This window comes from Caballeronia sp. LZ035, from assembly GCF_031451175.1.
Taxonomy (GTDB): Bacteria; Pseudomonadota; Gammaproteobacteria; order Burkholderiales; family Burkholderiaceae; genus Caballeronia.
This window is the reverse complement of the sequence record NZ_JARUXS010000013.1, coordinates 1-20,437: the sequence shown is the minus strand read 5'-3', so window position 1 is coordinate 20,437 and position 20,437 is coordinate 1. Positions and strand designations below refer to the sequence as shown.

The following is a 20,437-nucleotide window of genomic DNA, read 5'->3' as shown; positions in this document are numbered from 1 at the left end:
CGCCGAAGCCTTTGATCTGCTCGAAGATCGCTTCCGCGAATGCCTTGTCGTAACCACGCTGCTGCATGCCATTGACGATGCGGTCGTAGTATTTTTCCAAGCCTCCCTTGCGCTTCCACGCGGCCATCGCGCGCCGCAGTTGATCCGCCTCGCCGGGGGTAAAGCCGGCAGCCAGAATGGCAACCTGCATCACCTGCTCCTGGAAAATCGGCACGCCCAGCGTGCGGCCCAGCGCGGTCTCCAGCTCCGGGCTCGGATACGAAACAGGTTCAATCTTCTGCCGCCGGCGCAGATACGGATGCACTGCACCGCCCTGGATCGGTCCTGGACGCACGATGGCCACTTCGATCACGAGATCGTAGAAGGTCCTGGGCTGCATGCGTGGCAGCATACTCATCTGCGCACGGGATTCGATCTGGAAGACTCCGACCGTATCCGCCTGTGAAATCATCTCGTAGGTTACGGGGTCTTCAGGCGGAATATCCTGCATCTCGAAGCGCTCGCCGCGTTGGTCGGAGACGATATCGAGCGTGCGCCGAATAGCCGAGAGCATGCCGAGCGCGAGCACGTCGATTTTCAGAAGGCCCAGCGCTTCAAGGTCGTCTTTGTCCCATTGAATGGCGCTGCGGTCGGCCATCGCCGCGTTCTCAACCGGCACGAGGCGCGTAAGCTTGCCGCGGCTGATAACAAAGCCCCCCGAGTGCTGCGAGAGGTGTCTTGGGAAGTTGAGAATCTGCGCGGCCAGCTTCGCCCACATCGTGATGAGGGGGTTCTGCGGGTCAAGCCCAGACTCCTCGAAGCGGCGCAGCAGGTCCTGTGAGTGATCGAACCATTGATGGCTCTTCGCGACCTTGTCTACGATCTGCGGATCAATGCCGAGCGCCTTGCCGGTTTCGCGCAACGCGCCGCGAGGCCGGTATGTGGACACCGCTGCCGCGATCGCTGCGCGATCCCGTCCGTATTTGCGATAGATGTATTGGATGACCTCTTCACGCCGCTGATGCTCGAAGTCGACGTCGATATCAGGCGGCTCGCCGCGTTCCTTGCTGATAAATCGCTCGAACAACATGTTGCCGCGCGAAGGATCGACTTCAGTCACGCCCAGGCAGTAACAGACCGCGCTGTTCGCAGCCGACCCGCGTCCCTGACACAGGATGTGCTGGCTACGTGCGAAACGCACGATGTCATAGACCGTGAGAAAGTACGCTTCATAGCGCATCTCGCCGATCAACTGTAATTCGTATTCGATTTGCTTTTGCACGTCATGCGGAATGCCCGCAGGAAAGCGTTTATGCGCGCCGATGTAGGTTTCCTGCCGCAAATACGCTTCGTGCGTAAAACCCTCCGGTACGAGCTCGTCGGGATATTCGTAGCGCAGTTCGTCCAACGAGAACGTGCAGCGCTCGAAGATGTTGAGCGTTTGAGCCACTGCATGAGCTGGATATAAGTTGCTGATCCGCAGGCGTGAGCGAAGGTGTTGCTCCGCGTTGGGCGCGAGATCGTAACCGCACTCGGCAACGGGTTTGCCGACGCGGATCGCCGTCATCGTGTCTTGCAGCGGTTTGCGGGAGCGCACATGCATGACCACATTTCCCAGCGCGACCACCGGCACCCGATGTTGCTCCGCGACGTACTCGACGCTGCCGCGGTGAATGTCATCCATCGCGCGTTGATGCAGGATCAAGCCGACCCAGCCGCGCGACGGAAACGTCTCGTTGAGCCATTCAACCTGCGCGGAGAGTGCCTCTTCTTTTGCCGGAAAATCCGGCACGAGGATCGCCAGACAATCGGGCATGCCCCGCAAGTGGGCGTATTCCTTGTCGGGCTTCGACAGATCGTGCGGCGTGAGCAAGTACGTGCCTTTTTCAGCGCGCATGCGCCCGAGCGTGATCAGCTCGGACAGGTTGCCGTAGCCGTTACGGTTCTGTGCGAGCAGGATAAGGCCGAATGCCGGACGCTTGTCGGCGTGGACGAGTCGAAAGTAGGAGCCAATGATGAGCGGCAGCTTTTCTTCCTTGGCCTGCACGTGCGCGCGCACGACGCCGGCGAGTGAACACTCATCGGTGATCGCAAGGCCCGAATAGCCGAGTTGCGACGCACGCAGCACGAGCTCTTCGCCGTGCGATGCGCCATGGAGAAACGAGAAGTTCGTGAACGCGAAAAGCTCCGCGTAGTCAGGAAGCGTTGACGAAAAGAGATCCACGGCAACACCACCGATTATCCAAACAGCCCGTGAAGGAACCAGCGGACTTCTTCCGTCTTCACGCTCGGTCGTTCACGGTAGATCCAGTAGCAGCTTTTATCCGCGGCCTCGGCGACATAGTAGTCGCGCGACACCAGTTCACCGTCGTGCCACCCGGCCTCAATGCGCTCGCCCGTCGAGACGAGTTTTAGCGGGGATCCGTAGAACGGTCGGTGATGCTTGATCATTAGCCGCACGGGCGCGTCAAGCAGCCACGTCGGCCGTGGAAGTTCGGCCGGAGGAGGGCACGCTTTCGTTGCAGCTTGCACTGGGACCCACTGATTCGCGTGTTCGGGGCGATGGTCCGAAGTCGGTGCAGGCCGCAAGACGTTCTCGGCGCCAAGCCGCGCGACCAGCAGTTCGAGCAAGCGATTGTGATCTTGAGCTGATCCGCCGGGCTCAGGGAACAGCGAGTCGCTCGGCGGCTCTGCCGGCTCCACTTTCGATGCTGTCAGACGCAGGGCAATAACGGCTGCCTCAAGTTCAATGCGCCCGAGCCGTTCCTTCAAAAGACGAACGAGATGCTCTTCCTGCCATGTCGGCTCGGCAAGCGCAATATCGATCGTCGTCGGCTCGATCGCCTGACGGCCGCGTTCGTGTTCGAGCGTGATCGTCGCCTGCGTGAGCGCGAGCTGCTGCGCGCTCAGCCAACCGCACAACTGCACGATCAGCCGTCGTGCGGAAAATAGGACGGCTTCGGCGTGCTCGACGCGATCAGGCAACTCGGTGCGCGCGCTGAACGACGGCGGCAGCTCCAGCCACTCGTAGAGTTCCGGTGACAGGCCATAGGCGCGGTCAAGCGAATCCAGTAAATCCACACCGCACCTCTTTTTAAGTCCTGCCCGTGGCAGGCGGCGAACATCGTTGAGCACTTGGCAACCAAGGCCGTTGAACCATTCCCCAAAAGACCGAACTTCGGGGACCACCATGAAAGGAAGCTCCCCGAGACTGCGTTCAAGCGAGGCCATTTTGAGTACCCGCCGGCGGCCGCGTTTGGCGAGAAGCCACGCGCCTTGGCCCGTAGGCGCGACGCTCATGCGGGCGGTCAAGCCGATCGTGTTGACTGTCTCTCGGATCTGCCGGCAAACGTGTCGGATGCCGCCGAACAGACGCAGACTTGCGGTCACGTCCACGACAATCGTTTCCTCTTCCCGCACCGCTACCTGAGGCGAAAAGCGCAGCAGCGCGAAGGCGACTTCGCGTTGCACATCAAGCTCGCGCGTGGGGCTGCGGTCAAACATCAACGCATCCACCGCGAGCGTCGTGACGCCACCGCGCTTCATGCCTACCATTACTCCGGCCTCTCTTGCCACCTGATCAAGCACAATGACCTTGTCACGTTCGAGCACGACACAGCCGTGTTCAGCCCGAGGCGAGTACCTCGGCCGAAACACCTCCAGCGAGAGCCGGGGCAGGAAGATGGCGACGAACACGGCCATGAGGGCTAAGCAGAATCGGTGAAGGTTGAAGGTGGATGGAGAGTTGGTCGGTGCGCGTGGGTCCTCGTCTCTTGATCACGTCGACGACGATTCCGCCATTGGCCGGCCGTACACCGAGCCGTAACGTCGCAGGCGATGAATCCTGGGCGGCGGCAAGCGGTCGGACCAGAATCAGCAGGGTTTCTGTTGCTTGTGCCGCCAGATGCAAACGCCGCAGTGCTTCAGACCGGATATGCTGCTGCCACAAGAGCAGTGCACCGCAACTTCGTGCGTTCAGCACACGCTCGGCGCACCACAGGGCGTCCGCTGTCTTGGGTGCGCGCAACATCATGAGCTTGTCCAGCGGCACGCCCAGATAGGCGAACGCCAAGCTGTTCGGTATGTGCGGCGCCTGTAGCAGGGCGACCGGCCGCTTGCTTGAGGCGACGAGTGCAGGGTTGAGCAAGCGCATCTCCCCGATGCCTGGCTGTTGCACCAGTAATTCCACCAGCGCGCCAACCGGCCAACCGCCGCCGGGCAGTTCCGCAGACAGCGCAGCGTAGCCGGTGTCGATTGTTTTGCCATAGGCACGTGCGAGCTGAGACCCACGCCAAAGCGCCGGGTGAATCGACTCGATGTGTTTAGGCAAAGCGGCCATGATCGGTAATAGCGGGGCGTGAAACCACTGTATAAATGTACAGTATCGAGTGTAGCGCAAAACTCGATGCGATGATCTGCACCTTTTTATGTTGCCGCGGAAACTTGACCCGAATGCTCGCTCCGAGACGCCGACGTTCGAGGTCGTCGACCTCGTCGCCAAGCCGTGCGAGACGTCTAGCGACGTGACGATTGATGAGGCTGTTGCCTATGCAAATGTCGGCGAGCCTTATTTGCAAGAGAATGACCAACCCGTGGGGGCAGGGTCGCCCGACGAGTTCAAACCATTGTCGAGCTAACGACAATGTGGGACCGCCACTACTACGCCTGATGGAATCGATCGCGCGGCGGAGCGGAGTTGCCTGCAGCGCGGCGTCGATCTAGGTCGTTGAAAGTGCGTAAGCCGACCGCACTTGCGTACAAGCGGGCAGTCGGAACGGCTGATTTTGCGAGGGGGCGAACGGAGCCGACGAGGGCGACTAGTATGTTAAGAACACACGAGGAGCGCAATGGATCTACCCGATATTGACGAGCTGAATGGCGCGCGGGCCGACCTCTTGTGCTTTCTGGTGGCAACGCTTGCTGCCTCGCATGCGCTGACACAGGAGTGGCGGGTGGATCACGTCGTGGATAGCTGCCGCATTTGGCTTAAGCGAAACCTCGTTACGATGAGCTGGCCGGAGCGCGTGCGCATCGGACAATTGGCCCTCAACATTGCCCGCCGTGATTTGAAGAGCGCAGGGATCGCCCTTCGTCAATCCGATGTGCCAGTGCTCTTCACTGGCGACATGGGGTTAAACCATGCGAGCACGGTGGTCCAGAAGATGATGAAGCTGTGCCGCGAAGCAACCGGCACGGCAACATAGACAAACTAGGCGAACAGCTGAACCTTACAGGAGGCGGCAGTGTGCTACTCGGCGCAGATCCAAGCGGACTATCGACGCTATGTGAAGATGTTTGGCGCACAGATGGATATCCGCGAGTTCGCGCGCCTGTTCTGGGAACGCGCCGAAGGCAGCAAGGCCAAGATCCCGAAAGCGATGGAGGACGCCTTTCTTCATCCAGATAACGACGACGAACGCCAGATCAAGGAATTCATCGATCGTTTCAACACCGGGCAGGCGAACACACTCGAACAGGATCTTTTCAAGCAGCGCACCCGCCTCGCCGATGCCGAACGTGCGTTACAGATAAAGGTCACGAAAGCGGCGACAGAAAGCCGCCGTATCGCCACCGATAAGATCGATTCCGCTCTTCGTCGGCTCGACGACCTGCGGCGCACAACACCCAAGGATCGCGACTTCCGAATCTTTCCTGGACACTATGCGCCGGTGCTGATCATCGAAGACGGACAGTACGTGGTGAAGCCGATGCGCTATCAATGTCGTATCGCGGGCAAGCCTGAGAACTATGATCGGCGCTTCCCCGGCACGTATAACGCCCGTCGGGATAATCTTGAAGGGTTCTGGAAGCCGTGTTTTGGCCATACGCACGGCATCATGCTGGTCGACGTGTTCTATGAAAACGTCAGCAAGGCCAAGATGGAAGGCACGCTCCTGGAATCGCATGAGCAGGACGAAAATGTTGTCCTGGAATTCCGTCCGAACAACGGCCAGTTGATGCACGTCGCCTGCCTTTGGTCGCGATGGACTGCGCCTGGGGAGCCTGATTTACTCTCCTTCGCCGCGATCACAGATGAACCGCCGCCTGAGGTCGAAGCGGCCGGCCATGACCGTTGTATCGTCCCAATCAAGGCGGAAAACATCGAGGCATGGTTGAGCCCGGGCAGATCCGATCTCGAAGCGATGTATGCCATTCTCGATGATCGCGACCGGCCATATTATGAGCACCGTCTCGCTGCGTGAAGGCTTTTGTCGCATCGCAGCTGGTCAGCTATCAACGGACGACGAGGAGGAGCGCATGACCCAACTGACCACCGCGCTGGCGCTACGTGCTGCGATCAACGTGTTGCGAGATTCTGCTGAATCACGCCGAATGCCGAGCGGAGAGGCGCTTGATGACGCATGTGCGCGCCTTCATGCTGAAGCGGCTGAAGTACTGGAAGACGCCCTCCCGGCACTTCGCGAGCATGAATAGTTGATCTCGTCGCATGCGAAAGCGAATTGGGCGGCTGCCAAGTGCGTTCGGCAAGCTGCACGACCTCCTCGCCTCGGATAGTGGCAAAAAATCAGCGCTGCAGCGGAGAGCAGGGCATGCTGGTTGCCTCCGTATCTCAAATCGAGAGCAGGAACGACATGGCAGGCGACGCATTGTTTAGCTGGCCCAGATCGTGAGCGTCTCAGGCATCTCCTTAGTGGTGCACGATGATGGCAGGGGGCCGTCTGCCGTGGTTGGCCCTGCATGTGCGCGGGATGTCGCCTTGCAATGTCACGAAAGGTAAGGGTAAGCATATGGCCAAATCAACTATTACATCGAAGGGTCAGACCACCGTTCCCGCACGAGTGAGAGCAGCCCTTCACACTGAACCAGGTACCTGCCTTGAGTGGCAAGTGACGCCAGACGGCGACGTCATCGTTCGGGCGAAGAACTTGTCGATTCTGGATCTGGCCGGGTCGGGGAAGACGGATAAGCGACATCGAGGACATGGATCCCTGGAGTAGCTGATGGCCTCCGTGGATACGAATGTGCTCGTGCGATATCTCGTTCGTGATGACGAGACTCAGGTCGAACAAGCGCGGTAGCTAATGGCGTGGAGAGCATTTGCCGCTGCAACTAGCCACTGCAAAGGGAAAAGTGGGAAAAGCTGGGAAAAATGGGAAAACATGCTATGATGCTTCTCATGTGACATACCCCATTGAGAAAAGTATGCTGAATTGGGATGACGAGATCCAACTTTCGCGAGTCGAAGTCGAGCAAGCGAGGCGGCTCGCCTTAACAACGTTGGACAAGGCGATTGCAGACGCGGATCACCTCCTCGCAAAGGTATATCGGTTAAACGCGAGTCCTGAACGCGCACAGTTGATCGAAAAAGTCATCGCTCTGCGTGAGGAGCAGCTGGCCATAAAGCGTGCACGTCTGGCACAGCTCGATCGACTGCTGCCGGCGGACACCTCGGTTGTGCCGATACGAGCCGCCGACCTGGCTGAGGCATTCAACCGTTACGATTTCGCCGACTACAAGGTCATTCGTCGCAACGGTTCGGTGGTCAGCTTCGAGCCAAGCAAAGTGTCCATTGCTGTGCTGAAGCCGGGCGTCCCGTTCAGCGCATGGGGCCGCGTATGCAGTTTTCGCTCCACGCGCACGCGCGGTCTAATTTTCGTGCGCAGAATGCTTCGTCGGAAAGCTTCCAGCCGTCTGGCGTCCTCGTGCAAACATCGCTGTCGCCTGCCGTACGCGGCCTCATTCCTTAGCCGAAGTGTCGCGTCCCGGTCGCGCATGCTCGCACCTGTCGGCGCGCCCCCCTTGGATTGCTGAGTAGGAGTTGAAATGGAACTGGCAACCAAACGCAACCACGCAGGTGAAAAAGCGGACCTGCGAGCTCTTGTGAACGGACAGTACAAGGGCGATGAGCATGCCCTGATTGAGAGGATCGCTGCAGATCTGCTCGCCGGTGTATCCGCCCGTGCCGGTGAGAAGCCTGGTGCTGGAAAGATCGTTGGCCTCTCCAGCAAGGCAGCCTGCAGGGAAATCGCGTCACGGCTGGCTGAATGGCTGATCCGAGAGACCGATCGTGCCGTTGACGCTCGTCCGTCATGTTTGCCAGCTGCCAGATGGAGCCCTGAGGAGGTGCTCGAGCGCACCGGCATGTCGAAAAGCACGCTCTATCGCGGTGACCATGCGCAGTTCTACAGCGTGGTGCCGCCTGGCAAGAAGAACGGCCGCGCGTATCCCGCGTGGCAGTTCATCGCCGACGTGCCATCGCATTTGCCGCATCTGCTCGAAATTCTCCGCAGCAATTCAAGGATGCAGGTCAACACCTTCTTCCTCTCCGAGCAGGAGTCGCTTGACGATCTCTCGCCTGCTGAAGTCCTCGCGGGAATGCCGTTTGAGGACCGCCAGATAGTGGCGTCGGCGCAGCAACGGATGCTTGCGCTTCCGGTCAGGGCACGGGTGAACAAAGTCAATGCACTGGCGAGGATGGAAGTAGCTGATCTGGGTTGAGCAACAGACAATCCGATGTCAAAGAAGAAACAATCGAAAACAGAACGGTTGCTGCCGATAGAAGATAAAGTTCCGACTACGGCCCAGCTTTTGAAGGCCTTGCGTGGGCAGTGCTATTCCTACAAAAGCGATAGGATTTTTGTGCGCGCCGTCGCCAACCCGAAGTACGTGGCGACGGCGTCGCCGTTCGTGCCGGGACGCTTCGGACCGTCGCCCGAAACGGCTGGCCCTGATCTGCGGCTTCCGTTCACGTGGTTGTATCTTGCGGTGGACAGCCTAGTAGCGGCTTGGGAAGGACAGCTAGTGCGAAACAATCACGGTCCGGGTACAGGATTTCATATCACGCTCCGGGCCGAAGAGGAAGGCCGACTCGCGTTTATCAAGTTTCCGCGGCCGCTCGGCCTGTGGCGCCTCGACGAGGACCACAGCAGCCGGCTTGGCATCCACGACATGATCAACGACGGCGAATATGCTGCCTGCAACTTGCTTGGCGAGCGACTCCGCGAGGCGATCCTAATGATGCCGGCGGCCGAGCGACCAGACGGATTCGTTTATCCCTCGCGCCGCGTGAAAGGCGCGCCCGCGCTAGCGCTCGCCGACTGGGCAGCCAAGGAACTTTTCGAGAATGCGGAAGTGGACATTGTGCGGTTCGTCGAGTCTGAAATTTATGCCCGCTTTTGCGACGACGTCATGCGCACCGATCCGCCAGAACTCGACGCATCTTAAGGTGCTCCACTTTCTTATACCGGACTTGTGCCGTAGTTTGGCACACGCGCAGAGGACAACGGATTAGCGTCGAGCTAGACCGAGTCAGTAGTCCGACCGCCTAGCAAATCCAGTGGCTGAACTAGGGACAATTCGTCTGTTGTACCGCGGAACCAATACGCGTCGGGCGATCGCGCAGGAGCAACTCTGATCAAAAGTTGCTCGCCGTCGTTCAGATCCATGACCCGCCTGTCATGCGGTAACGGTCCTGGCCCGCAATGATGCACTGAGACCGGAGACCGAGCACGTAGCTGCGAATCAAAAATGGCTCACAGCCCCTAAGTGACACTCAATCTCCCACGGCATATCGCTCTGTCATGCTCCGTCATCCGACAGGCGATCGTCTCGCGACCGCTTGAGCAGTTCGTCTTCGGCTTGTTTCAATAAGGCGCGCGCATATTCTGAGATGAATGCGCTGTCGTGATGGTTGGCCTTTCCGAAAACGGTGACCAGAACGCGCCGCGCTTCGGCGGCAAAGGCAAAACGGTCCTCCTCCGTGGTGAACGTCACGTCGGTGACGATCCGCTCGGTATGGTCGTGGATCGTGCCAACCTTCTTTCCATCGAGAAGGATCCTCGCCGTCGCATTGATGCCGTGCCTTGTCTCGGTGAATTGGATGCTCAAGGGATCGATGGTGTAGGGCATGAAGTCTCGCAAGAAAAGATTGAAGGGTTGAACACCTGCGCCGTTGTTTTGGCACCCTTCCAAGCCTATTCATCAGATCGAGAAGTCAAGTCGCCTGGCGGAACAGCGGGTATCGCCGGATTTCAATGGGCAGCGACGGCGAGTCGAGCCGTCAATGCCTTCGCCAGCCAGCTAGCCTCCACACTGAAAAGTAAGGCCGACGAGCAAAAGGAGACGGGATCCGTCCTGATGCTCATTAAGATGTGGCCCAAATGAGATCTTCGAGGAGGTTGAGATGAGTGAACCCGCTGGCCAGCAGGCCGCCACGACGGACGGCGCGTTGCACCATTCGCGATGTGCCACATGAGCGCGCGCATAGTTGAAGGCTTGCGCAGACCTTCGCTCATGCTCCCATGAAGACACGCCAGCTTCCCCGTTTCGAACCTGTCGGCGTCGACGAGGGGCGGGTGCTCTGGAAGAAATACCGGGGAAATGTGGACGTTGAGCGTATGCTGCTCGAGCTTGCGCAGGCGCGCCAGACCATCGAAGAGATCGGAAGGTACTTCGACTCAGTCCGCAGAGTGTGGGAAGAAGAGAACCTCGGACAACTCGTCGCGATGGAGAAGATCCGCTTGTTGCTCATGGAGCAGCATCTTAGATATCGTGCGCTCGCCGGATTGAAGCCGCCCCCGCCGGACGAGGATCCCGACGAGCCAGAACCAGCGCTGGCCGATTAAAGACGCGGCGTGTCGGCTCGATTCATTTTGATCGATCGAGGATTTCGATATCGAAGCCGTCGGGCCAACCGCGATTCATGACGCGCAATGCATCCTATGCGATCAGTTCGGGCGCGACATCTTCATAGTCGCCCTTCGGCGTGACCAAAATCAGCGCGTAATTCACGCCCTTTATGCCCTTTGCCGCCGCGATCTTCGCGGCCAGGTCCTTGATCTCGGTCGACCATCGCCGGATTTGGTCGTCGAGCACTTTCTTGTGGTCTTTCGTCATGTCTTTGGATCGTCCGTTGTCAACCTGCGACGCCAGCTGCAGCATCAAGCGTGAACCGAAGGCGCGTCACGGTACGGTGGCTCGACAGGCCGAGCAGGTTGCTCACCTGCTCGTTGGTTTTTCCCGCGGCGAGATGGCGCCTGCCATAGGTATTGCGTAACAGGCGAGGGATTTCATCGGCCGCCGATAATCCAGCGCCCTTGAGCGCCGTGCGAACGCACTTTACTAATGTGTCCGGTTTCATGGGCTTGCCGCCGGCCGTCGCCACGAAAAGCCAGTCCATCGGGCAGATGATTATCGTTCGGGCCTCATGGTACGCGCGCAGTATGTCAATGGCGAAGCTGTCGATCGGTACGCGTCTGGCGAGCCGCGGACCATGTTTTTCAACGAGCACGCTGGGCCGCTTGTCTTCCACGTCAAGGTCAGCGACCCGCAGCAGACTTAATTCCGCTGCCGTGACCCCGCAACCAGGAAAGAGCGAGACGATCGCTGTGTTGCGCAACTCCTTCGCGAAGACATCTGTCGTCGTCCGGCAAACCGCCTGCAGACGCTTGTCGTCCTCCACAGACAGATAGATTGGCGTCGGTTCATCCACGGGCCAATTCTCTCGTGCAAGCAGGTTGGCTGCGGGGTTCTCTTTTCGCAACTCGAGCGCAACGAGATGACGGGCGAGTCGATCGATAAGTTTCAGATATCGAAAGCGAGTCGTGGTCCCCGGCTGACAGTCGTGCGCGAGTTCCTCAAAAAACCCACTGATGTGATCAGCACCGAACGTCGCCACGCATTGTCGGTGAGCCGACAGATAGTCATTGAATCGCGAAAACATAGAGCAATGTTGCACGACCGACTGATCTGCGAAGGCACGACGATCGGCGCCGGTTGCCTCGGCTCGCTGCCATTGCCCATAAGCGTTCTGAGGATCGGACAGCCAAAGGTTGATTTGCATAAAAATCGATATACTGAATTTAGCTAACCTCTAATCTAACGCGAAGCTCACGCTTCCAACAGCGGTCGTCAGGTAGGGGCTCTTTGAAGTGCGCCTTTCAGAAGATCTCGGAAAAAACAAGGCAACGAAGCGCGCTTTCCGTTCTCTTCACTCCTCGTCAGGCGGCTGCTGCTAGCCCATTGACACGCGCCCGTGGCATAGTGCGGATAGTTTTCGCAAAAGGAGAATGAGATGGCAACGTTAGAAGCGATTCAAACACGCATCAAAAAGCTTGAAGCACAGGCGCAAGCTTTAAAAGCTAAAGCATCGAGCGGTGTGATCAAACAGATTCATGGCTTGATGGCGCGTCATCGGATTTCGATCGATGACGTCACTGAATTCTTCAACAAGGCATCTGCTAAGACCAAAGCAAAAGCGGTGGGGCAAGCGGTTTCGGCCAAGTATGTCGATCCGAAGACAGGTGCAACATGGAGTGGCCGCGGGAGGGCGCCGGCATGGATTGCAAGTGCAAGCGATCGTACCGCCTTCCTTGCGGCGGGCGCCAATAAATCGACTGCTCGATCGAAGCCCTCGGGGAAGCGCAGAACGGCTGCACGCAAAGGACCGCAGCCTGCACTCTATCGTGATCCCGTTTCGGGGTTGACGTGGAGCGGATTTGGTCGCGCGCCCCAGTGGATCACAAGCGCGAAAGACCGTAGCGCGCTCCTGATCGATAAGGGCAGTGCTGCGGGCACGAAAAACGATGGCGCCCAGGCGGTTGCCAAAAAGGGTGGGGCTGCGAAGAAGTCAGCATCGAAAACGACCGCAGCGGCGGATACCGCAAAACCCACCGCAAAGAAAGCGGCGTCGACGAAGGCCGTTGCTAAGAAGCGGGCAGCTGCCAAGACGGGACCTGCAGCGAAGAAGCGAGCGGCTGCCAAGAAAGGAGCGGCGGCTAGCAAAGGCGCTGTTGCCAAGAAGGGAGCGGCTGCGAAAAAAGGAACGGCAGCGAAGAAGGTCGCGAAAAGTGCTGCGGCAAAACGTCCCCGCTCGGTCGGCACGGGTCCGGCTCGCAAGGCTCGAGGACCGGTGGAGAGTGTTGCTCCCGTTGAAACTCCGGCTCAAAGCGTCGTGTCGGAAGCAGATAACCCGAGCCTATAAGGCAGTCTCCGATCGCCGCGCAGGCCCTGTGCGGCGTTTTCGGTACTACAGTTAAGCGCTCTCGTCGCAGCATCCGGAGATAGCCCGGAAAGTGACCTTCGTGGGGCAATTGGTATACCACTGCCTCGTTCTTCCTCTATTGCTTCCTTGCGGAGCTGACCTCGACCGCCCGGTGTTATTTCTTTGCCTCGGTCAGGTTTCAATCGGGAAAGGGACAACCCGAGCAAAATCAGAAGCTGGACGGATGAGCAAAGGACCTGTTTCTGCCAATGCCGACGTTCGAGCGATGCCCATCGTGGCGCTTTGACGACGTGACGCATCCGCTGCTTCAACCTGGATGATGCTCCGTTGCGCCAACCGAGAAGATCGAAACCGCTTGCTGAAGCCTGGCCGCCTGATCATCGAGGGACTGCGCCGCAGTCGCTGCCTGCTCCACGAGAGCGGCGTTCTGCTGCGTGACCTCGTCCATCTGCGCGACCGCGCGGGCGACTTGGTCGATGCCGGTGCTCTGCTCGTCCGAAGCGGCCGAGATTTCGCCCATGATGTCCCTGACGCGTTGCACGGCTCCGATGATCTCGTTCATCGTGTCGCCTGCCTGATGCACGAGCGTCGATCCGGCGGTGACGGACGAGGCGGACGATTCGATCAGTTCCCTGATTTCTTTCGCCGCGGCCGAGGAACGTCCGGCAAGTGAGCGCACCTCGCCCGCGACGACCGCGAAGCCGCGTCCTTCTTCGCCCGCCCGCGGCTTCGACGGCCGCGTTGAGCGCCAGAATATTCGTCTGGAACGCGATGCCTTCGATAATTGAGATGATGTCGGCGATACGGGCCGAACTGCGGCTGATCTCGCCCATCGTTCCGACCACCTGAGTGACGACCTGATTGCCCTTGTTTGCGATTTCGGAAGCGCTTGTTGCCAGTGCAGTGGCCTGACGCGCATTGTCGGCGTTGTGCCTGACTGTGCCCGTCAACTGCTCCATGCTGGACGCGGTTTTCCTGTAGCGCAGACGCCTGCCCGCGTAGATCATCGGCGGACTGTTCGGCGATGCGATCACGCGCAGCGTGCCGGCATCGCGAACCGATTAAGGCAGCGTTTTCGTCAGCGCGGTATTCGCGTGCGCGGACATCGCGACGACTTGACTCGGCGCGACCATCAGCGCTTGCATGACGATCTTCGAGCACCCCTTTATGGCCTTCCTCTCCTTGTGATCCGCAACGATTGCGCGTCTGTGGCCGCGCCGGACTCAACCCAAATGCGCATTGACGACGATTTGGTGTCGCTGCTGCCGAAGGTGCTGCCCGACTGGCAGCGCCGTAAGCGGCTCGGCCCGACCGTTTCGCCATGCTGACTTTTCCGAAGCATGATGAGCGCGTTCAGATCAACGGAGCCAGTTAGCCATGTCGAACGGAGGAGGCGGAGCCCATCCGCGTCGCACGTACGCGCGAGAATTCAAGCAGCAGGTGATCAGAGAAACGTTGGAGCCCGGCATGTCGGTATCGATTGTTGCGCGCCGGCACGACATCAACGCCAATGTGGTGTTCGGATGGCGCAAGCAATATCGTGAAGGCAAGCTGGTCGTCCCTGCACTCGACGCTGCGCCGAGCATGCGATGCACGGAGCTGCTGAGCGTCGACGTAATCGACTCGGCATTAGTACTTCGCGCGCCGGAGCCGACACATGTGTCGGAAGCGATGAGCAGCGTATCGATGCCGACGCCCGTGTGCGAGATCGAGGTGGAGATCGGCAAGCGGCGCGTGAAGATTCGCGGCCTGTCTGCCGAGCGCACCGAAGCGTTCCTGCAGGAATGTCTGAAGTGATCGCGCTGCCGGCAGGTACGCGTATCTGGCTAGCGGCCGGCGTGACCGACATGCGCTGCGGGTTCCAGGGGCTGGCCGCGAAGGTGCAGACAGCACTCGAAGAAAATCCGCTGGGCGGCCACCTGTTCATCTTTCGCGGGCGTCGCGGCGATCTCGTGAAGCTGCTTTGGGCGACTGATGATGGACTCTGGTTGCTCGCAAAACGATTGGAGCGAGGCCGTTTTATCTGGCCCCAGGCCGATGGCGGAAAGATCCATCTGACGAGCGCCCAGCTGTCGATGCTGCTCGAGGGCATCGACTGGCGGCAGCCGCGACGCACTGCCGCGCTGTCGATGTTGTAAACCGCGAAGAAGACTCGTAAACTGCGACGCATGTCCCAACATGCGCCGCTTCCCGCCACCGTCGCTGAGCTCCAGGCATTGGTGCTCGAGCAGCAAGCATCGCTCGCGAACATGGTGCGGGAGATCGCCGTCCGCGACGACGAGATCGACCGACTGAAGGCGCAGATCGACAAGCTCAGGCGGATGTACTTCGGGAGCAAGTCCGAGAAACTGGCCCGGCAGATCGATAAGCTCGAAGCGCAGTTGGAAGACCTGACGGCCGGCCAAGGGGCGGCAGAGGCGCGAGGACAACGAGACAAAGCATCGAAGGGACCATCCAATCGAGGGCCCACGCGAGAACCCCTGCCGCCGCACTTGCCGCGCGACGAGATCGAACTCACACCTGATTCGGCTTGCCCCATATGCGCGACTGCAATGCAGTGGCTCGGCGAGGATGTCTCCGAGCAAATCGCCCGCGTGGCGGCCGCGTTCAAAGTGATCCGCACGATCCGCCACAAGCTGTGTTGCCCCGATTGCGGCCACATCGAACAGCCCGCGATGCCTAGCCTGCCGATCGAGCACAGCATCGCGCATCCGAGCTTGCTGGCCGATATTGCGGTGTCGAAGTTCGCTGATCATCAGCCGCTGTATCGCCAATCGGAGATTGCGGCACGCGATGGAGTGACGTTGGATCGCGGCAGCATGGGCCGCTGGCTCGGGCAGATTGCCCAGCTCTGTGTACCGCTCGTTGAAGCGATCCAGCGCTACGTGTTGGTTTCCGAAAAGGTACACGTTGACGACACGCCGGTCGCGGTGCTCGCGCCAGGCAACGGTAAGACGGTAACCGGCCGATTCTGGGTCTACGTGCGCGACGATCGTCGCTCGGGTTCGGCTGAGCCTGCTGCGGTATGGTTCGACTTCTCCTCGGATCGCAAAGGCATCCACCCTCAAACCCGGCTCGTTGCATTCCACGGCATCGTGCAGGCCGATGCTTACTCGGGGTTCGATCAACTGTACGCAAGCGGCGAGATCCACGAAGCGGCATGCTGGGATCACGCAAGGAGGTACATCTATGATGTTCACGCGCGCACGCCGACTGCGGATACCCAGCAGCTGCTCGAGATGATCGGCGAGCTCTACAGCATAGAAGCCGACATCCGCGGCAAGGAATCAGACGAGCGTCTGCGCGTGAGGCGCGAGAAGAGCAAGCCATTGCTCGATAAGTTCGAAACGACGATCAGGGCAAAACTCACGACGCTGTCGACGAAGTCCGCGCTCGCCAAGGCGATCAACTACTCGCTGAACCACTGGGCAGCCCTCACGTTTTACTGTGAAGACGGTCGGGCCGAGATAAGCAATGTGCTTGCCGAAAACGCCTTGCGCTGTGTCGCGCTCGGACGCAATAATGCGCAGTCGCAAATTATGCGGAGTCCGTCACTTTCTAAAGAGTGCCGGGCGAGTCGCCGAAGCGATCTGCAAGGATTCGCGGTTCGGCGAGCTGTGCATAATTACAGCGACTCCAGGAACTGAAGGATGTGGTCCGGCGGTCGATATCGAGGATTCTTTACTTGCGGCAGCTGAATCCTGTTCAGCGCTCGCTCCTTCATTGTCAGATCAGCCTCCATGTAGCCATGTGTTGTCGATGGGCTTTCGTGTCCCAGCCACAAGGCGATGACCGACAGGTCGACGCCTGATTGAAGTAGATGCATGGCGGTCGCGTGTCTGACCAGATGAGGAGAAACACGTCGTTTGGCGAGCTGCGGACATTGGTCCTTCGCGCGCGTTACGGCAATTCTCATCCGATCGGCAACATTGGAGCGTGTCATCGCGTTTCCGGATCGATTTGGAAAGAGCCTCTGATTTGATGCATCCTGTATCTGCGGTAACCATTCCTTGATGAGCTTGGCCGTGGATCGCCATAAAGGCACCGTTCGTTCTTTGCGTCCTTTGCCAAGAATATGAACGCAGGGGGATATGCCCAGGACGACATCACTAACGCGTAGTGCCAGGATCTCCGAGACACGTGCTCCGGTGTTATACATGGTTGCCAGGAGGACCCTGTCGCGTTGGCCCGACCAGGTGTCTGGGTCGGGCGCGATCAACAGGTGCTGAATCTCATCGCGAGACAGGAATCCGACCATAGGTTTATCGCAACGCTTCATCGGCACCGAGAGTGCACGCTGTATAACGGCCAACGATGCGACGTCACGGTGTGCCGCGTACTTCAGGAACGAGCGCAACGCTGCGAGTCGAACGTTACGGGTCCGCGTGCTGTTATGCCGTTCAACCTCAAGATGTTGCAAAAACTCTAGGATCAGCGGCGCATCCATGTCCGACAGCGTCAGATTAGTTGGGCACCTACCAAGGCGATTCGATGCGAACTGGAGAAACAAACGAAACGCATCGCGATAGCTGCATATCGTCTCCGGACTCACCGCGCGTTGCTGCATCAACCGTTCGACGAAGAAGTCCTGCAGGAGCGTCGCGAAGGAAGGAATCAGGCGGCCTTTAGTCATGATCCACCCCTTCAGCAAAGCCCGCAAATTTCTGGCTCACGATTTCCATAAGATCGGGAACCGCAGTCAGATACCAGTAGGTATCGCTGGGCTTCACATGCCCAAGATATGTTGACAGCGCGATCATCCGGTTGTCGACGTTCTCGCCATCCTGATACCACTTCAGGATTCGCCAGCACACGAATGTGTGGCGAAGATCATGGATACGAGGCAATGCATGGTCGCCTCGCGCAATCCATCCGAGTTGCTCGCGAAGCCGACCAAACGCCCAGTGCACTGTACTGGGATGCAGCTTCCTGCCATCAAGGTTCACAAAGAATGAGTTGCACGGCTCGGTAGCGACGACCAGCGTACGGCGGGCAGCGTAACGCTCCATGGCCTGAGTTACCGTAGGATGCAACGGAATATGCCTCGACTTATGGAACTTCGTCTCGCGGACAGTTAGCGTCCCAGCAGCAAGATTCACGTCATCTCTGGACAGATTGATGGCTTCCGAGATTCGCAGACCGGTTGCCGCAATCAAACCGAATAACGCTTCATAGGTGAGCGGTCTGATCGAACCCGCAGGTAGCATCGCCGCCGACGCAGCGAGAAGTTCGTTGAGTTCCTGCTTTGTGTAGATATGTGGTGTCAGACGACGATGAGCTCGCCCGCACAGGTCGCATCGTGGAACAACGGTGTCAGGATAGAGCTGTTTGAGATGCTTCGCGAAGGGACGGATTACCTCGATTCGACGCGCCCAGGTAATTGGCCTTTGGCTCGGCGTCGAGTGTGCCCAGGCAAGCGCCAGATCTTCGGTGATCGAACCACGATGCTCCGTCGCGTCCGCAAAGCGGGCGAAGTTCATCAATACGTGTCCAGAGATCTTGAGGTCGAAGCCAAGGCAGCGTCGCTCTGCGAGATATGCTTGCGCCAGCGATACCATCGTGTCAGTCGGGTTGACGTGAACGGTGCGTTTCATGATTTACTCCCCGGCCATGGGAGCGCGACCGCCTCCATGCTTTGCAAGTCGATCTTCGTGTAGATCGCAGTCGTGTCGATGCTTTGATGGCGCAATACATCGGCCACTTCCTTTAGCGACGAGCCGGAACGAAGCAGTCGTCTGGCAACGCTGTGTCTCAGAAGATGAGTTCCACATTCTTTAGTCCAACCACAGCGAACATATGCGGCACGCACTGCCTGATGGACACGACCGGTTCCCAACGGAACGTCGGCGGGCGCGTAGTGCCGCACAAAGACGGCTCGCGAGGTCGTCGTTGCCCTTCGGGCTAACCGGATATAGTCGGCGATCGCGCGACCTGTCGGCTCCGGCAGCGGAATGATGTAGCCCCGGCGTGATTTGCTACAACGGATTTGCAGCGTGCCTTCGCGCCAGTTCAAATCGTCGAGCTGGATTTGCACGACTTCCGCAGCACGCAATCCAAGGTCAGCCAGACAACGTACCATTGCGTAATCACGCAAGTCGGCCGCTGTCTCATGATCAAAGGAATTCAGGAGCTGTCCGATCGCAGCGTCCGAAAGCGTTTCGGGTAATGCCGCCAACCTCCATCCTGCTACGTTTGGGACCGCCGCGATCAACTCTGCGACCTGGTCGTTATATTGCATGGTCCTGAAGCGCAGATAACTGCGCAACGTCACGCCCGCTACGTGAGCGGCTCCAGCATTCCACCCGTCAGGGTAGTGCGTAACGAAACGACGGATATCCCGAATCGTTAGCAGCTCCATGTCTATGTGTTTGCGACCAAAGCTCTGATGCAAGAAATCGCGAATGATTCGGCCGCGCTGATATCGCGTGCTTTCGGCTAGGCCGCAAACGTCCTTGAGATGGTCAGTAAAGCGACACACCTCCTGCTGCACCGAGTCCGATTGCGCCCGCAGAAACCGAGGGACAGCGCACGCGCCCAGGACGACCAGCAAATGCTGAAGTGCAGCATTCACGTCTGCCCGCCCCCTCGGAATCGGATGGGGACAGGTACATCGCCGCAAATGGTCGTTCACGAAGCTGCAGACAAGTCGGTCGTCGACACTTGCTACGGCTATACGGTGCGTTGTAAGCCAATACGCAAAGTGCGCGACGCATCTCACGTAGATGTTGATGGTGCGAGCTGCGTAGCCGGTATCAACGAGATATTCGCAGTAGCGCTCTGCGAAACGAGATAGGACGCTACGCCGCAACCACGTCTGAGGCTGCGGCCGAAGAGGGACCAATCCGATCATGATGATTCTCCTGAGTGAGTTACAACTCAAACAGGAAACCACCTTTTTTATGCGCAGTTTGCTCCTACCGAACGATTGACGCAAGGCGCGCCGCAAAGGACGATCGTAACGTTCCGTACACCGCAAACTCCGCATAATTTGCGGCTGCGCATTATTCCGGCAATGCACATATTTGCATTGACGCAAAAATTATCTGTTCGTCGGCTCCGACAGCGGGGGCGAGCGGGCCGCCGCGATGTATAGCTTGATCGGGACGTGCAAGCTCAACGGAATCAACCCGCGTGCCTACCTGGAATACGTCCTGACCCACATCGCTGATCACAAGATCTCTCGCATCGACGAATTGCTGCCTTGGAATGTGGCTGACAAACTAAAACCCCTCACCCCGCCACAATCTCAATCGGGAAGATCTGGATAGATTTGGATGGATCGTGCCCACGATCGCCGATCGTGGACACGATCTCCCTTGATCTACACGGACTTCAACACGCCATCACCATCATGCCTCACTCGCACGCGCGTGAGGACACGGCCCAGCCGAGCCGCTGATATGACTTTCCATGTCAATCGCGATACCTGCGTTTTTGGCTTTTCCATAGGCAAAGGAATTTCCTGAGGGCGACGTAGCAGTAAGGCCGACGGTG

21 protein-coding genes and 2 pseudogenes are annotated in these 20,437 nt (G+C 58.8%); 13 read left to right on the top strand and 10 right to left on the bottom strand.

What is annotated here, in order from left to right:
- The 3 genes from QCE88_RS41475 to imuA all read right to left on the bottom strand — a co-directional run.
- A partial coding sequence (locus tag QCE88_RS41475; RefSeq protein WP_309911829.1) for an error-prone DNA polymerase occupies window positions 1-2,203 on the bottom strand: 2,203 nt, incomplete at its 3' end.
- A gap of 14 nt (window positions 2,204-2,217) precedes the next feature.
- On the bottom strand, window positions 2,218-3,681 hold the full coding sequence (locus QCE88_RS41470; RefSeq protein ID WP_309911827.1) for a DNA polymerase Y family protein: 1,464 nt from the start codon (window positions 3,679-3,681) through the stop codon (window positions 2,218-2,220).
- Window positions 3,605-4,318 (bottom strand): translesion DNA synthesis-associated protein ImuA, encoded by a 714-nt coding sequence (gene imuA, locus QCE88_RS41465; RefSeq protein ID WP_309911825.1) that lies wholly within the window; start codon window positions 4,316-4,318, stop codon window positions 3,605-3,607. The genes QCE88_RS41470 and imuA overlap by 77 nt, the downstream gene beginning before the upstream one ends.
- A gap of 508 nt (window positions 4,319-4,826) precedes the next feature.
- Here imuA and QCE88_RS41460 point away from each other — a divergent pair.
- The 7 genes from QCE88_RS41460 (at window position 4,827) to QCE88_RS41435 (ending at window position 9,165) form a co-directional block, all read left to right on the top strand.
- On the top strand, window positions 4,827-5,183 hold the full coding sequence (locus QCE88_RS41460) for a hypothetical protein (RefSeq protein ID WP_309899778.1): 357 nt from the start codon (window positions 4,827-4,829) through the stop codon (window positions 5,181-5,183).
- A 39-nt stretch (window positions 5,184-5,222) separates the two neighbouring features.
- A complete protein-coding gene (locus QCE88_RS41455) occupies window positions 5,223-6,182 on the top strand; it encodes an SOS response-associated peptidase family protein (protein WP_309911824.1) in 960 nt (319 codons plus the stop codon).
- A gap of 55 nt (window positions 6,183-6,237) precedes the next feature.
- Window positions 6,238-6,414: a hypothetical protein gene (locus QCE88_RS41450; RefSeq protein ID WP_309911823.1), complete on the top strand. Its 177-nt coding sequence runs from the start codon at window positions 6,238-6,240 to the stop codon at window positions 6,412-6,414.
- Window positions 6,415-6,641: 227 nt separating this feature from the next.
- The gene (locus QCE88_RS42215) at window positions 6,642-6,938 is read left to right on the top strand and encodes an AbrB/MazE/SpoVT family DNA-binding domain-containing protein (RefSeq protein WP_409018335.1); all 297 of its coding nucleotides are present in this window, start codon (window positions 6,642-6,644) and stop codon (window positions 6,936-6,938) included.
- Between the two features lie 100 nt (window positions 6,939-7,038).
- Entirely contained in the window at window positions 7,039-7,752 is a 714-nt protein-coding gene (locus tag QCE88_RS41445) for a hypothetical protein (protein WP_309911822.1), read from the top strand.
- Between the two features lie 12 nt (window positions 7,753-7,764).
- Window positions 7,765-8,439: a hypothetical protein gene (locus QCE88_RS41440; protein WP_309911821.1), complete on the top strand. Its 675-nt coding sequence runs from the start codon at window positions 7,765-7,767 to the stop codon at window positions 8,437-8,439.
- 15 nt (window positions 8,440-8,454) lie between these two features.
- A complete protein-coding gene (locus tag QCE88_RS41435; RefSeq protein WP_309911820.1) occupies window positions 8,455-9,165 on the top strand; it encodes an RES domain-containing protein in 711 nt (236 codons plus the stop codon).
- A gap of 354 nt (window positions 9,166-9,519) precedes the next feature.
- Here QCE88_RS41435 and QCE88_RS41430 read toward each other — a convergent pair whose 3' ends face one another.
- Complete coding sequence (locus tag QCE88_RS41430; RefSeq protein ID WP_309911817.1) at window positions 9,520-9,849, bottom strand: hypothetical protein; 330 nt, start codon at window positions 9,847-9,849, stop codon at window positions 9,520-9,522.
- 392 nt (window positions 9,850-10,241) lie between these two features.
- On the opposite strand from QCE88_RS41430, the gene QCE88_RS41425 reads away from it, so the two are divergent.
- On the top strand, window positions 10,242-10,565 hold the full coding sequence (locus tag QCE88_RS41425; RefSeq protein ID WP_309911815.1) for a hypothetical protein: 324 nt from the start codon (window positions 10,242-10,244) through the stop codon (window positions 10,563-10,565).
- Window positions 10,566-10,659: 94 nt separating this feature from the next.
- On the opposite strand, the gene QCE88_RS41420 is transcribed toward QCE88_RS41425, so the two are convergent.
- Both QCE88_RS41420 and QCE88_RS41415 read right to left on the bottom strand, forming a co-directional pair.
- Window positions 10,660-10,836, bottom strand: a complete 177-nt coding sequence (locus tag QCE88_RS41420) for a hypothetical protein (protein ID WP_309911813.1) — start codon at window positions 10,834-10,836, stop codon at window positions 10,660-10,662.
- Window positions 10,837-10,855: 19 nt separating this feature from the next.
- The gene (locus tag QCE88_RS41415; RefSeq protein WP_309911811.1) at window positions 10,856-11,782 is read right to left on the bottom strand and encodes a site-specific integrase; all 927 of its coding nucleotides are present in this window, start codon (window positions 11,780-11,782) and stop codon (window positions 10,856-10,858) included.
- Between the two features lie 231 nt (window positions 11,783-12,013).
- Between QCE88_RS41415 and QCE88_RS41410 the strand changes: the two genes are divergently transcribed.
- Window positions 12,014-12,922 (top strand): H-NS family nucleoid-associated regulatory protein, encoded by a 909-nt coding sequence (locus tag QCE88_RS41410; RefSeq protein ID WP_309911810.1) that lies wholly within the window; start codon window positions 12,014-12,016, stop codon window positions 12,920-12,922.
- Window positions 12,923-13,250: 328 nt separating this feature from the next.
- Here QCE88_RS41410 and QCE88_RS41405 read toward each other — a convergent pair.
- A pseudogene (locus QCE88_RS41405) lies at window positions 13,251-13,936 on the bottom strand (methyl-accepting chemotaxis protein); the annotation flags it as partial.
- Between the two features lie 384 nt (window positions 13,937-14,320).
- Between QCE88_RS41405 and QCE88_RS41400 the strand changes: the two are divergent.
- The 3 genes from QCE88_RS41400 to tnpC are packed head-to-tail and all read left to right on the top strand — an operon-like array spanning window position 14,321 to window position 16,590.
- Window positions 14,321-14,740 (top strand): transposase, encoded by a 420-nt coding sequence (locus tag QCE88_RS41400; protein WP_309911809.1) that lies wholly within the window; start codon window positions 14,321-14,323, stop codon window positions 14,738-14,740.
- The gene (gene tnpB, locus QCE88_RS41395) at window positions 14,728-15,081 is read left to right on the top strand and encodes an IS66 family insertion sequence element accessory protein TnpB (protein WP_234037647.1); all 354 of its coding nucleotides are present in this window, start codon (window positions 14,728-14,730) and stop codon (window positions 15,079-15,081) included. Before QCE88_RS41400 ends, tnpB begins: the two co-directional genes overlap by 13 nt.
- A 30-nt stretch (window positions 15,082-15,111) precedes the next feature.
- A complete protein-coding gene (tnpC, locus tag QCE88_RS41390) occupies window positions 15,112-16,590 on the top strand; it encodes an IS66 family transposase (protein WP_309911808.1) in 1,479 nt (492 codons plus the stop codon).
- On the opposite strand, the gene QCE88_RS41385 is transcribed toward tnpC, so the two are convergent.
- From QCE88_RS41385 to QCE88_RS41375, 3 genes are read right to left on the bottom strand one after another with little or no spacing between them, the layout of a single operon-like run.
- Window positions 16,569-17,576, bottom strand: a complete 1,008-nt coding sequence (locus tag QCE88_RS41385; protein ID WP_309911807.1) for a tyrosine-type recombinase/integrase — start codon at window positions 17,574-17,576, stop codon at window positions 16,569-16,571. The genes tnpC and QCE88_RS41385 overlap by 22 nt on opposite strands.
- Window positions 17,569-18,537, bottom strand: coding sequence for a tyrosine-type recombinase/integrase (locus tag QCE88_RS41380; protein ID WP_309911806.1), 969 nt, complete (start codon window positions 18,535-18,537; stop codon window positions 17,569-17,571). Before QCE88_RS41380 ends, QCE88_RS41385 begins: the two co-directional genes overlap by 8 nt.
- Window positions 18,534-19,514 carry a tyrosine-type recombinase/integrase gene (locus tag QCE88_RS41375; protein ID WP_309911805.1) on the bottom strand — a complete coding sequence of 327 codons (981 nt, stop codon included), beginning with the start codon at window positions 19,512-19,514 and terminating at the stop codon, window positions 18,534-18,536. Before QCE88_RS41375 ends, QCE88_RS41380 begins: the two co-directional genes overlap by 4 nt.
- Before the next feature lie 460 nt (window positions 19,515-19,974).
- On the opposite strand from QCE88_RS41375, the pseudogene QCE88_RS41370 reads away from it, so the two are divergent.
- Window positions 19,975-20,211 (top strand): annotated as a pseudogene (locus QCE88_RS41370) (transposase domain-containing protein); the annotation flags it as partial.
- Window positions 20,212-20,437: the final 226 nt, after the last annotated feature.